The organism is Rhodospira trueperi, assembly GCF_900101965.1.
GTDB lineage: Bacteria > Pseudomonadota > Alphaproteobacteria > Rhodospirillales > Rhodospirillaceae > Rhodospira > Rhodospira trueperi.
Genome location: NZ_FNAP01000001.1, coordinates 226,837 through 239,572 on the forward strand (window position 1 = coordinate 226,837; position 12,736 = coordinate 239,572).

General features: G+C 66.9%; 13 protein-coding genes. 10 read left to right on the forward strand and 3 right to left on the reverse strand.

The genetic code is table 11. The annotated features are described in order from the left end of the window. The first annotated feature begins 3 nt into the window (after nucleotides 1-3). The 5 genes from BLS85_RS01015 (at nucleotide 4) to BLS85_RS01035 (ending at nucleotide 5,673) form a co-directional block, all read left to right on the forward strand. Nucleotides 4-1,158 (forward strand): branched-chain amino acid ABC transporter permease, encoded by a 1,155-nt coding sequence (locus BLS85_RS01015; RefSeq protein ID WP_092780780.1) that lies wholly within the window; start codon nucleotides 4-6, stop codon nucleotides 1,156-1,158. 18 nt (nucleotides 1,159-1,176) lie between these two features. Beyond that, on the forward strand, nucleotides 1,177-1,935 hold the full coding sequence (locus BLS85_RS01020; RefSeq protein ID WP_092780783.1) for an ABC transporter ATP-binding protein: 759 nt from the start codon (nucleotides 1,177-1,179) through the stop codon (nucleotides 1,933-1,935). Then, nucleotides 1,932-2,717: an ABC transporter ATP-binding protein gene (locus tag BLS85_RS01025; protein WP_092780786.1), complete on the forward strand. Its 786-nt coding sequence runs from the start codon at nucleotides 1,932-1,934 to the stop codon at nucleotides 2,715-2,717. The genes BLS85_RS01020 and BLS85_RS01025 overlap by 4 nt, the downstream gene beginning before the upstream one ends. A 221-nt stretch (nucleotides 2,718-2,938) precedes the next feature. Continuing rightward, the gene (locus tag BLS85_RS01030; protein ID WP_092780789.1) at nucleotides 2,939-4,987 is read left to right on the forward strand and encodes a PhoX family protein; all 2,049 of its coding nucleotides are present in this window, start codon (nucleotides 2,939-2,941) and stop codon (nucleotides 4,985-4,987) included. 344 nt (nucleotides 4,988-5,331) lie between these two features. Continuing rightward, the gene (locus BLS85_RS01035; protein WP_092780792.1) at nucleotides 5,332-5,673 is read left to right on the forward strand and encodes a rubredoxin; all 342 of its coding nucleotides are present in this window, start codon (nucleotides 5,332-5,334) and stop codon (nucleotides 5,671-5,673) included. Nucleotides 5,674-5,705: 32 nt separating this feature from the next. On the opposite strand, the gene BLS85_RS01040 is transcribed toward BLS85_RS01035, so the two are convergent. Together BLS85_RS01040 and BLS85_RS01045 are read right to left on the reverse strand one after the other, a co-directional pair. After that, a complete protein-coding gene (locus BLS85_RS01040) occupies nucleotides 5,706-6,479 on the reverse strand; it encodes a COQ9 family protein (RefSeq protein ID WP_245699029.1) in 774 nt (257 codons plus the stop codon). A gap of 78 nt (nucleotides 6,480-6,557) precedes the next feature. Further along, nucleotides 6,558-7,124 (reverse strand): peptide deformylase, encoded by a 567-nt coding sequence (locus BLS85_RS01045; RefSeq protein ID WP_092780794.1) that lies wholly within the window; start codon nucleotides 7,122-7,124, stop codon nucleotides 6,558-6,560. Nucleotides 7,125-7,398: 274 nt separating this feature from the next. Between BLS85_RS01045 and rpsU the strand changes: the two genes are divergently transcribed. The 3 genes from rpsU (at nucleotide 7,399) to BLS85_RS19690 (ending at nucleotide 8,932) form a co-directional block, all read left to right on the forward strand. Then, nucleotides 7,399-7,605, forward strand: a complete 207-nt coding sequence (rpsU, locus tag BLS85_RS01050) for a 30S ribosomal protein S21 (RefSeq protein ID WP_092782067.1) — start codon at nucleotides 7,399-7,401, stop codon at nucleotides 7,603-7,605. 74 nt (nucleotides 7,606-7,679) lie between these two features. Continuing rightward, nucleotides 7,680-8,144: a hypothetical protein gene (locus BLS85_RS01055; RefSeq protein WP_092780797.1), complete on the forward strand. Its 465-nt coding sequence runs from the start codon at nucleotides 7,680-7,682 to the stop codon at nucleotides 8,142-8,144. A gap of 482 nt (nucleotides 8,145-8,626) precedes the next feature. Continuing rightward, on the forward strand, nucleotides 8,627-8,932 hold the full coding sequence (locus tag BLS85_RS19690) for a hypothetical protein (protein ID WP_342728815.1): 306 nt from the start codon (nucleotides 8,627-8,629) through the stop codon (nucleotides 8,930-8,932). Nucleotides 8,933-9,031: 99 nt separating this feature from the next. On the opposite strand, the gene BLS85_RS01065 is transcribed toward BLS85_RS19690, so the two are convergent. Beyond that, nucleotides 9,032-10,549 (reverse strand): malonate--CoA ligase, encoded by a 1,518-nt coding sequence (locus BLS85_RS01065; protein WP_092780800.1) that lies wholly within the window; start codon nucleotides 10,547-10,549, stop codon nucleotides 9,032-9,034. Between the two features lie 127 nt (nucleotides 10,550-10,676). On the opposite strand from BLS85_RS01065, the gene dgcN reads away from it, so the two are divergent. Continuing rightward, nucleotides 10,677-11,684 carry an N-acetyltransferase DgcN gene (gene dgcN / locus BLS85_RS01070; RefSeq protein ID WP_092780803.1) on the forward strand — a complete coding sequence of 336 codons (1,008 nt, stop codon included), beginning with the start codon at nucleotides 10,677-10,679 and terminating at the stop codon, nucleotides 11,682-11,684. Beyond that, nucleotides 11,677-12,654: an N-acetyl-D-Glu racemase DgcA gene (gene dgcA, locus BLS85_RS01075; RefSeq protein WP_092780806.1), complete on the forward strand. Its 978-nt coding sequence runs from the start codon at nucleotides 11,677-11,679 to the stop codon at nucleotides 12,652-12,654. Before dgcN ends, dgcA begins: the two co-directional genes overlap by 8 nt. Nucleotides 12,655-12,736: the final 82 nt, after the last annotated feature.

Consider the following 12,736-nt stretch of genomic DNA (forward strand, 5'->3'; position numbering starts at 1 on the left):
GCCATGACGACGATTACGAGAGAAACGGCCCGCGGCGACCTCCTCCGGTTCGCGCTCTTCGCGGTGCTGATCCTGGCCATGCCGCTGTGGTTGGCGCCGCTGGGGGCGGGCTATCCCGACCTGATGCAGAAGTTCGCCATCTACGGGCTGTTCGCCGTCGGCTTCAACATCCTGTTCGGGCTGACCGGTTACCTATCGTTCGGGCACGCGGCCTTTCTGGGCGTGGGCTCCTACACCGCGGTGTGGAGCTTCAAGCTGTTGGGCATGAACCCGTTGCCCGCCATCGCCTTGGCCATCGTTCTGGCCGGCGCCTTCGCGTGGGTCATTGGCTTCGTCAGTCTGCGTCGGACCGGAATCTACTTCGCCATCCTGACGCTGGCGTTCGCCCAAATGTCCTACAACCTGGCCTATTCGGTGCTGACGCCGATCACCAACGGCGAAACCGGATTGCGGGTCCTGAACAGCGATCCACGCGTGCTCGACCACATGATGGGCGCGGGAGAGGTGGAGGGATCGCTGGTCTCGACTCTGTTCGGGATCGAGATGAACGGTCTGCCGGGGTTCTACTTCTGCGCGGTCTGGCTGCTGATTGGCATGTACGTGTCATTCCGCCTCTTCCGCTCGCCGTTCGGCCTGATGCTGATGGCCATCAAGTCCAATCAGAACCGCATGAACTTCACCGGCATCAACACCCGGCCCTACGCCCTGACCGCGTTCGTCATCTCCGGCATGTACGCCGGTCTGGCGGGCGCCCTGCTGTGCGTGACCGATCCGCTGGCCGGCGCCGAGCGGATGCAGTGGACGGCCTCTGGCGAGGTGGTGCTGATGACCATCCTGGGCGGCGCGGGGACGCTGCTCGGCCCCATGCTCGGCGCCGGGATCATCAAGTACTCCGAGAACATCTTCTCGGCGTTCAACGAGCAGACCCTGCATGAAATCTTTGGCTTTCTGCCGGACGGGGTCGAAGGCGCCGTTGTGTCGGTGGCGAGCCTGTTCGTCGGCGAGGGCTGGCACCTGACGCTGGGCCTGCTGTTCATGCTGATCGTGATCTTCCTGCCCGGCGGTGTGATTGAGGGCGGACACCGCATCCAGGCGCTGCTGCGCCGCCGTGGCAAGGGCGGCGGGGCCGACCAAGCCCATCCTCAGGCCGCCGAGTAGGGAAGGGAGGCACCACCGATGGGCATTCTCCAGGTTCAGAACGTCAACAAGAGCTTCGGCGGCCTGAAGGCGTTGAACAACGTCAACCTCGATATCGAGGAGGGCTCGGTTCACGCCATCATCGGCCCCAACGGGGCCGGCAAGTCCACGCTCCTCAACTGCTTCGTCGGCCGGCTGCGGCCGGACACCGGCACGGTCAAGTTCAACGGCCGCTCCCTGCTCGGTCTGAGCCCGCACGAGATCAATCAGGTCGGGGTCGCTCGCGTGTTCCAGACGCCCGAGATCTTCAGCGATCTGACGCTGCTTGAGAACGTGATGATCCCGGCCCTGGCGGTGCGGGATGGCGCGTTCCGCATCAACGGGTGGGGGCGCGTGGACGCCCAGGCCGATATCCGCGAGCGGGCGGAAGCGATGTTGGCCGACGTCGGCTTGGCCGACAAGCTCACCGACCACTCAGGCAACCTGTCGCGCGGCGATAAGCGGCGCCTGGAACTGGCGATGTGCCTTGTTCAGAGCCCGAAGTTGGTCCTGCTGGACGAGCCGACCGCCGGCATGTCGCGCGCCGACACCAACAACACCATCGACCTGCTGGCCCGCATGTCGGAGCAGCACGGTGTGACCAAGATCATCATCGAGCACGACATGCACGTCGTCTTTTCGCTGGCCAAGCGGATCACCGTGTTCGCGCAGGGTCATCCCATCGTCGAAGGCACGCCCGAGCAGATCAAGGGCGACCCGAAGGTGAAGGAAGCCTATCTGGGAGGAGCACAGGTATGATCGCCACCACCCCCCGCGACCGCGTGGTGCCCGCCGCCCCCGCCGGAGGCGCCGCCGCAGCCGTTGCGCCGGAGAACACCCCCTACTTCCAGGCCCGCGACCTGCATGCCTATTACGGCGAGAGCTACATCGTCCAGGGGGTCGGCTTCTCCATGAAGGAGGGCGAAATCCTGGCCCTGCTTGGCCGCAACGGCGCCGGTAAGACCTCGACGCTGCGGACCATCGCCCGGCTGGCCGATCCGCACCTGACCCAGGGCGAGGTGTGGCTGGCGGGCCAGCCGCTGCACCGCATGAAGGCCTATCAGGCCTCCCGCGTCGGTGTCGGGCTGGTACCGGAGGACCGGCGGATCATCCAGGGCCTGACGGTGCAGCAGAACCTGCAACTGGCGCAGATCGCGCCGCCCAAGGGGTGGTCACTGGAACAGCTCTACGAGCTGTTCCCCCGCCTCGGCGAGCGTAAGAACCAGGAAGGCACGACCCTTTCGGGCGGTGAGCAGCAGATGTTGGCCATCGCCCGCACGCTGGCCCGCGACGTCAAGCTGTTGCTGCTCGACGAGCCGTATGAGGGCCTCGCGCCGGTCATCGTGCAGGAGATCGAAAAGACCCTGCACAAGGTCCGCGACCTGGGCATGACCACGGTGATCGTGGAACAGAACGCCATCGCCGCCCTGCACTTGGCCGACCGCGCCGTCATCCTCGACATGGGCGAGGTGGTCTATGACGGCACGGCAAAAGAGGTGCTCGACAACGAGGATCTGCGCCACGAATACTTGGCGGTATAGGGCGGCGCGGCGTAAAGGGGTTGTAATACTTCTGACGCGAAAGTGTAATCGTTCCGACGCCAAGGCGTCGCCCAATATTCACAGTGTTCCGATTGCGGGCATGGGGAGGCCAGCCTAGACTCCAGCGACGATGGTTCGCGCGACGGTAGGTTATTAAGGAATATAACCGTTTCGGTCGCGAGAAAGACCTCTTCCGCGAAGAGCATCCAACGGAGTCTCCCATGCACGACCACTTGACCTTTGGCCAACGCCTTGAGGCCGACGACGATGTCGCCGTCAACCGCTCGACCGAACGGCCGTTTGAATCCATTCTCGCCGCCCGTCTGAGCCAGATCGGTACGCCGGCCGGTGTGGCCGCGACCGCCGTCGGTGGCGTTGTCGCCGCCAGCCTGTTCAGCGGCAAAACCCTGAGCCGTCGCGGCCTGATGAAGGGTGCCGCCGCCTCCGTGGCGCTGGCCGGCGCGGCGGGTGCCCTGGGCACGGCGATTGCGCCGCGCGCGGCCCATGCCGCCGAGGGCGCCAGCACCCTGACCTTCCCGCCGCTGCCGCACAGCTATGACGAGAATAGCCACGTCGCCGAGGGCTACGAAATCCAGACGCTGATCCGCTGGGGCGATCCGGTGGTCGCGGGCGCGCCCGACTTCGACCCGATGAATCAGACGGCCGAGGCGCAGAGCAAGCAGTTCGGCTACAACAACGACTTCGTCGGCTTCATGCCGCTGCCGGTCGGCTCCAACACCTCCGACCACGGCCTGCTGTGCGTGAACCACGAGTACACCAACCCGGACCTGATGTTCCCGGGCAGCCCCGGCGCCGAGGATCTGACCGCCGAACAGGTCGATATCGAGATGGCCGCCCACGGCCATGCTGTTGTCGAGATCAAGCGCGAGGGCAACACCTGGAGCGTGGTCAAGGACAGTCCGCTGAACCGCCGCTTCACCGCGCTGGAGACCGAGTTCGAGCTGACCGGCCCGGCTGCCGGCTCCGACCGTCTGAAGACCAGCTATGACTCCACCGGCACCAAGGTGATCGGCACCTGCAACAACTGCGCGGGCGGCAAGACCCCCTGGGGCACCATCCTGTTCGCCGAGGAAAATTTCCACGGCTACTTCATGGGTGACGTCACCAAGACCGCCGAGGCCGAGAACTACGAGCGCTACGGCGTCGGCGGCGGCCGCTATGCCTGGGGCAAATATCACGACCGCTTCGACGTCGAGAAGGAGCCGAACGAGGCCAACCGGTTCGGCTGGATGGTCGAATTCGATCCGTATGATCCCAATTCCGTGCCCAAGAAGCGCACCACCCTGGGCCGCTTCAAGCACGAAGGCGCCACCACTGCCCTCGACAAGAGCGGTCACGTGGTGGTCTATGCCGGTGACGACCAGCGGTTCGAGTACGTCTACCGCTTCGTGACCGCCGGCACTTACAACCCGGACGACCGCGCCGCGAATATGGACCTGCTGGACGAAGGCACGCTGTCGGTTGCCAAGTTCAACGAGGACGGCACGCTCAACTGGATGCCGCTGGTGTTCGGCGAAGGTCCGTTGACCCCGGAGAATGGCATCAACAGCCAGGCCGACATCCTGATCGACACCCGCAAGGCTGCCGATCTGGTGGGCGCCACCCCGATGGACCGTCCGGAAGATGTCGAGCCGAACCCGGTGAACGGCATCATCTACGCGATGATGACCAACAACACCAAGCGCGAGGCAGACCAGATCAACGTCGCCAACACCCGCGCCCACAACCGTCACGGCCACGTCGTCGAGATCATTCCGCCGGGCACCGCGCCGGATGGCGACGGCGCCAACGCCGACCACACCGCCGACCAGTACACCTGGGACATCTTCCTGCTGGCCGGCGACCCGTCCAAGCCGGAAGACGGCGCCATGTACGGCGGCGACGTCGGCGAGAACGGCTGGCTGTCCTGCCCCGACAACGTCGCCTTCGACAGCAAGGGCCGCATCTGGATCTCGACCGATGGTGGTCCGAAGAGCGGCATTGCCGACGGTGTCTGGGCCGCCGACGTGACCGGGCCGGGTCGGGCGATCACCCGCCGGTTCTACGCCTGTCCGCAGGGCGCCGAGCTGTGCGGTCCGGAATTCACCCCGGACGACAGCACCTACTTCGCGGCCGTCCAGCACCCGGCGGACGAGAAGGGCAGCACCTTCGAGAACCCGTCGACCCGCTGGCCGGACTTCGACGAGGCCTTGCCCGCGCGTCCGGCGGTGCAGGTGCTCGTGAAGACGGGCGGCGGCGCCATCGGCTGATCCGAGGGCAAATCCCGAGCGACCCGGACCGGGTCGCGACGACGATTTGCTGAGGTGTCGAATGGTACGGGTGCGTTTCGTGGGTCAGACCTCACGCAACGCACCCGGGCCGAGGGCTTGCGTCAGACCTCGAGAGGGCCGGCCGGGGGTGTCCCCGGCCGGTCTTTCCGCCGCGGCACCGGATCGTGACAACCGGTCGGGGCGTCTGGTCATGGTGACGGGATGACGTTTGGATGACAGGCGCCGTTCCGTTGCGCACCATCAAGGCCAAGCGGTCGCGCGAGGCGCATCCTCCCTCGCACCAAAAACAGAGTCCTGTGAGAAAAGGCAACGGAGGTGATCCCATGACCTTCCCCCGTCTCGACTCGACCAGCCGCCGCGCCCTGTTGGGCGGCCTGCCCGCCGCCCTGCTCGGCCTGTGCGCCTCCGCACTGGTGGGCGCTGGTCCGGCGCGGGCCAAGGCCAGCGCCACGGCGACGACCGCGTCTTACGATCCGCTCAAACAGGTCTGGATCTGCACGTTCAACGAGTGCGATCCCTACTACTATCACCCAGAAAAGGGCGACCCCGTGAACATCGTGGGCGGCCACCCTATCCCGCCCGACACGGCGTTCGAGGACCTGCCCGACGACTGGCGTTGCCCGATCTGCGGCGCCGGCAAGGACTGGTTCGAGAAGCACGCATAAGAACGCGCGGCCGGCGGGGGCGCCGGCCGCTCTCACGCCCCCCGGCGCCGGGCGCCGAACGGCGAGCGTTCGGCCATGTCGCGCATTCTGTCGCCCATCTTCCAGGCCGCCGAAATGGGATTGGGGATGCGCGACAGCCCCGCCTCGACCCGGGTGCGGGCCTTGCGCAGCCGCACCATGGTGTCGAGGCGCCGCTCCAGGAACGCCCAGGTCTCGGTCGATCCGTCGGACGAATCATCCAGCCAGTACAGCAGGGTGGCCATGTAGATGCCGGCCAGCTGCATGCGCTTGCTGTAGAAGTTGAAATCCGTTGAGGCATCGCCGACGGCCCACCAGATGGTGTCCACCGTGCGGTAGGTGCAGCGCAGGGACAGGCGGCTGTTCATGGGCAGGGAGAGGACGGCGATCCCCCGCCGCACCGCCTCGCGGTCCATCTCCAGGGGTTCCAAGCGCAGGCGAATGGCCATCCCGATCCGCTCGTGCAGGCGCAGGCCCTCGGTGTCGGCCTCGCGCAGGGCCTGTTCCATGCGGCGGTCGGCGAGGTTGCACCAGTGCGCCACGGCCTCGGCCGCGCCGCCCGGAAAAGCGCGTTCCGCCTGGCCGGGCTCGAATCCCGCGTCCACGGCGGCGGCGCGCAGGGTCCGGCCGCTCCAGCCGTCGAAGGCGACATGAATCAGGGCGCTGTCGACGATGGCGTCGCGGATGGCCTGCATCGTGTCGTGTCGGGTCTCGTGAGGTTCGTCGTGCAATTCGTCAAGGGGGGGGGTGACATCCTCGACGATGGGCTCAACGGTGGGGTCGGTCATGGCGCGTCTCCGTTTCCGTTGCCGCGGTCGGGGAGCGGCGGTTCCTTAAGGTACGCATTGCAGGCCCGGCCGGATGAGTCAATCGGTTGGTTTTTCGGGGGCGGTCGGTTTTTCGGGGGCGGTTGGCTTTTCGGGGGTGTCATCGCGCAGGGCATCGACGAACCCAAAGGTGCTCAGGTCGGGCATACGCATGGGGTACAGAATGCCGTCCAGGTGATCACATTCGTGTTGCAGAACGCGGGCGTGAAAGCCCACCGCCTCGCCGGCTGTCGGCTGCCCCTCGGCGTCCAGCGCGCGCCAGCGCACCCGGGTGTGGCGCGGAACACGGCCGCTCAGGCCGGGCAGGGACAGGCAGGCCTCGCGCGCTTCCGCCATCTCGTCCCCCACCGGCTCCAGCACCGGATTGAGCAGGGCGCGAAGCGGGATGGCCTCGCCGTCGTTGCGTGCGGCCGGCACCTCGTAGACGATGATGCGCAGGGGCCCATGAACCTGAGGCGCGGCCAGCCCGACGCCGCCGACGGCCCGCATGGTCTCGATCATATCGGCGATCATGCGGCGGGTCTCCGGCCCGGTCGGGTCGTCGACGGGCCGGGCCGGCGTGGCCAGGATTGGGTGCCCCATGCGGGCGATGGGCAGAACGGTCATGGGATGCACATAGGACCATTGTGGACGGGGGTAAAGGCGGCGTACCGACTCTTCACAAGCGTGTTTGGGCATGGTATCGTCCGCCCCCTTCGGTGACACGGGGCTCCGTGTCGCCGGGATACAGTTTGTTCGTCGGTTCGACGTACACCGCCTCCGCCGTTCCGGAAGGGGACGAGTGGGCGTGGTGTTGTTTCCTTTTTTGGGTGTGTGATCGGGAAGAACCCTATTCGGCGTGGTCGCTGGGACCCCCGGATGCAAGCAAAGGAGAAGACCCCTGGTTCAGGTTCTGGTGCGCGACAACAATGTCGATCAGGCCCTCAAGGCGCTGAAAAAGAAGATGCAGCGCGAGGGTGTTTTCCGCGAAATGAAGCTGCGCCGCAATTTCGAGAAGCCCTCGGAGCGCAAGGCGCGCGAGAAGGCCGAAGCCGTGCGCCGCGCCCGCAAGCTGGAGCGCAAGCGCCTGGAACGCGAGGGCTTCTAGGGCAAATCCTTGACCGATCCGGAACGGATCGCGACGACGATTTGCCGAAATACCGGAGCCTCGGGGAGTGGTGCGTGAGTCAGAACCCACGCAACGCGCCCGACGAGCCCAACCCGTGTCCGGCGCTGATGCGACACGCGACCCAACTGGCCCTGACGGTGGGGGCGCTGGTCTGTGCGGCCTGCGCGCCCGCGCCGTCTTCCGACACATCACCCGAGATCGAACGGGGCGGCCGGACGGTCGCGCCTGAACCCGTCGTGCGGCCTGAATTGCCGGCGGGTTCGGCGCTGTCCGGCGCCTGCGGCCGACTCCAGGTCACGCGGGACTATCAGGCCCGTCTGCGCGACCTGATCGCGCTCATCGAGGCCGATGGGGTCACGCAGGCCGAACGCACCGACCTGATGCGCGCGTACAGCCGCCTGCACGGCGCTGAGGCCGAAGCGGCCCAGGCGGCGGCGGACGTGGCGTCGGCCCGCTACCGGTTGGAGGCCCTGACCGGCGGCGCCATCAGAGCGTCCGACCTGCCGCCGTGTGAGTGAACGGTGGCGCGGTCGATAAGGCATCGGGGTGAAGGGACCTCCAATTGCCTTTGGGCGCGCGCGCCGATGTTTACACGTTTTATTAAAAACTGTATTCTGACAAGGGCAAATTGCCTCTGCGGTTTCGTTCAGGCGTTCCAGGCCGATTTGAGAGACGCGCGGTCCTGGCTGGTCGACCGCTGTTCGTTCTCGGACTGTCAGACCCCATCGCGATTGGAGGGACAAGAATGCGGATAGGAACACGCACTGGCTTCACGGGTGTTGTCGTGATGTCAGCGGTCTTGCTTGCGACGGGTTGCCAGACCACGAGCGGGTCGCAGACGGCACAAAGGTCGTCGCTGCCATCTCTTGAGGTCGCCTTCACCGATCCAACCTGGACCGGAGATCGTCTGCCGTCCGGTCAGCACTGTACGAAGTTCGGGGGCAACGGCAGCACCCCGCCCCTGGCCGTGAGTGCTCTGCCGGCCGGGACGTCGGAGATCGTGCTTGCGTTCAACGATCTTAGCTATCCGCCCCTGGCGAGAAATGGGGGGCACGGCAAGATCGGCTTTCCTGTCCCGGACGGCGCGGACAGCGTGATGTTGCCGGCGGTGCCTGGGGAAACCCGTGATCTTCCCGGTGGGGCCTATGTGGTCGCTCGAAACAGGGCATCCGGCAGCTACTCGGCACCAGGCTATCTGCCGCCATGCTCGGGCGGAAAGGGCAACACCTACAACGCGGTTGTCACGGCGCGTGACGCGTCGGGGACGCCACTGGCGGAAGGGCGCATCACGCTGGGTCGGTACTAGAGCAAATCCCGAGCGATTCGGAACGGATCGCGACGACGACTTGCTTCAAGATCAAATGGCTAGAGCGCGTTGAATGAGACAGAACGTACGCTCCGCGCTCTAGGCCCTAAACAGCGTTGCCTTTTCCTCCCGCAACTGCGCCTTCTGCACCTTGCCCATGGTGTTGCGCGGCAGTTCGGGGACGAAGAACACCCGCTTGGGTGTCTTGTAGTTGGCGAGGTGCTCCTTGCAGTGGGCGATGACCGCGTCTTCGTCGGGCGCGCCGTCGCCCTCGGGCACCACAACGGCCACCACGCCCTCGCCGAAGTCCGGGTGCGGCACGCCGATCACCGCGCTTTCGACCACGCCGGGCAGCTCGTCGATGACCGATTCGACCTCCTTGGGATAGACGTTGTAGCCGCCGGAGATCACCAGATCCTTGGCCCGGCCGACGATGAACAGATAACCCCGGTCGTCGATGCGGCCGATGTCGCCGGTGCGGAACCAGCCGTCGGCGGTGAACTCCTCGGCGGTCTTCTCGGGCAGCTTCCAATAGCCCTTCATGATGTTGGGGCCGCGCACCTGGATGCCGCCGATCTCGTCCGTGCCCAGCGGCCGGTCCTGGTCGTCGGTGACGCGCACCTCCACCTGGGGGAACGGGAACCCGACCGAGCCGGGCCGGCGCTCCGCGTCGTAGGGGTTGCCGGTCAACATGCCGGTTTCGGTCATGCCGTAGCGTTCCAGGATGGCGTGCCCGGTGCGGGCCTGGAACGCCTCGTGCGTCTCGGCCAGCAGCGGCGCCGAGCCGGCGGTGAACAGCCGCATGCCGGCGCAGACCTCCCGGTTGAAATCGTCACCGTCCAACAGGCGGGTATAGAACGTCGGCACGCCCATGAACGCGGTGGCCCGGGGCAGCAGGCGCACCACCTCCTCGCGCTTGAAACCGGGCAGCCAGATCATCGACGCCCCCGCCAGCAGGACGCAATGCACGGCCACGAACAGGCCGTGGGCGTGGAAGATGGGCAGGGCGTGCAACAGCACGTCATCGGCGGAAAAGTGCCACGTCTCCACCAGGTCCAGACCGTTGGCGGCGAGGTTGCGGTGGGTCAGCATGGCGCCCTTCGGCTTGCCCGTGGTGCCGCTTGTATACAGCATGGCGGCCAGGTCATCGCCCCCGCAGGGCACCGCCGGGAAATCCACCGGGGCGGCGTTGGCAGCCTCAACCAAGCTGCCGGAGCCGTCGGTGCCCAGGGTCAGGACGTGGGGCGCGCCATGCTTCGCTGCGATGCCGCGCACGGTCTCCTCGTCCGCGGGGCGGCACACGATGGCCGCCGGCTTGGCGTTGCCCACCAGATAGTCCACCTCGTCGGGCCGGTAGGCGGTGTTCATCGGCAGGAAGACGAACCCCGCCCGCAGGCAGGCCAAATACAGGACCAGCGCCTCACTGGACTTGTCCACCTGGACCGCCACCCGGTCACCTTTGTTCACGCCCAGGTCGGAAAGGGCGCGCGCCATTTTCGTCGCCATGGCCTCGGCCTCGCCGTACCGCACCGTTCCACCGTCGCCGGTCTCCAACAGGACCTTGGAGCGGTCGTTGGGAAACCGGGACTCAAGCAGGGCGTACAGGGAGTCGGTCATGGCGGTCCTCATGGGAAAAAACGGAAATGCGACCCAGCGTTATACACAGCCCTTTCCCCAAGGCAAAAGGCCGCATACGTTCCGGGGTGCCATCCGACCAGACCGACATGTCACGGGATCCGCTTCCATGCATCTCAGCCAACCGTACCTTCTGTTCCTCGGTGATGCGCCCGACCACCTCGCGGCCAAGACGGCGCGCGGCATCCACCAATGGCGTCCGGACATCTGCGTCGGGCAGCTTCGCCTGCCGGGCTGCGAGACGACGTTGGGCCTACCGGATTTGACGGTGGAGGAGGCCGCCGCGCGAGGTGCCGCGACCCTGGTGGTGGGCGTGGCCAACCGGGGCGGGGTGATCGCGGATCACTGGCGTGCGGTATTCAAGGACGCCTTGGCCAACGGCCTGGACATCGCAGCCGGACTCCACCAAAAACTGAACGATATTCCGGAACTTGTTGAAACGGCTGAAGAGTATGGCCGCATGCTCTTTGACGTGCGACACCCCACGGAGACCTTCCCGGTGGCTCACGGCGTGCCGCGACCCGGCAAACGGATTCTGGCGGTGGGCACCGACTGTTCGGTCGGCAAGATGTACGCCATGCTGGCCATGGAGCGGACCATGAAGGCACGCGGCCTGAAGGCGGACTTCCGGGCCACGGGGCAGACGGGCATTCTGATTGCCGGTGAGGGCGTGAGTGTTGATGCCGTGGTGGCGGACTTCATCTCCGGCGCGACGGAGGTCCTGTGCCCCGCCAACGATGACGATCACTATGACCTCGTGGAGGGACAGGGCAGCCTGTTCCATGCCTCCTACGCCGGGGTCTCGCTGGGTCTGCTGCACGGGGCGCAGCCGGATTACCTCGTTCTCTGTCACGAACCCGGGCGGGCGCACATGCGCGGGCTTCCGGGGTTCGCTCTGCCGGACCTGGACGCGTGCATGGACCTGAACCTGCGCTGCGCCCGGCTGGTCAATCCGGAGGCGCGGTTCGTCGGCGCCTGCTTCAACACCTCCGCGCTGGACGACGACGCGGCCCGGCGCGTGATGCACGAGGCCAGCGAACGCCTGGGCCTGCCCGTGGTCGATCCGGTGCGGAGCGGGGTCGAGCCCCTGGTGGACCGGGTGCTGGGCGATGCCTGAAATCCGGGTTGCGGTGGAGCGCTGGCCCATTGCCGGCGGCTTCACCATCTCGCGCGGAACCCGCACCGAGGCCGTGGTGGTGGTCGTCACGATCACGGACGATGACGGCACGCGGGGCTGGGGCGAAAGCGTTCCCTATGCGCGTTACGGAGAGACGGTGGAGGGGGTGGCGGACACCATCCGTGCCCTGGACCTGCGGGACTTGGACCGCACGGGTCTGCGAGCCCGCTTGCCGGCCGGGGCGGCCCGCAATGCCGTCGATGCCGCTCTGTGGGACCTGGAGGCGAAACGAACCCGCCGCAGGGTTTGGGATCTGGCAGGCGCATCGCCACCTCCCGAGCACATGGTCACCGCCGAGACCCTCTCCATTGCCGCGCCGGAGGCGATGGCCGAGAAGGCACGGGCGCTGGCCGACCGGCCGTTGCTCAAGGTCAAGGTGGGCGCCGACGATCCGATCCGGCGCATTGCCGCCGTGCGGGCCGGCGCGCCCGAAGCGGATCTGATCGTTGATGCCAACGAGGCCTGGTCGGTCGATCAACTGCGCGCGCTGCTGCCCGATCTGGCGGCTTTGCGGGTTCGTCTGTTGGAACAGCCGGTGCCGGCGGACCAGGACGCAGGCTTGGCCGGACTGGACTCCCCGGTCCCGCTGTGCGCCGACGAAAGTGCCCATGTCGCCGCCGACGTGGCGCGCCTCGCCGCGCTGTACGACGCGGTCAATATCAAGCTCGACAAGACCGGCGGTCTGACCGAGGCGCTGGAGATGGCCGACGCCGCCCGGGCGCGCGGCCTGGGGATCATGGTCGGCTGCATGGTCGGCACCTCGCTGGCGATGGCGCCGGCGACTGTCGTCGCGGCCGGGGCCGACGTGGTGGATCTGGACGGGCCGGTGCTGCTCGCTCGCGACCGCGACCCCGGCATCGCCTACGATCGGGGCATGATGGGATCGCCGCCGGTCGCGCTGTGGGGGTAAGGCCCCTTCGGACCTGCTCGTGGTCCTGCCTGACCGATCGGCGTTGGCTGTCCGGGCCGGGCGCGGTGCTTCTGGATGCGCC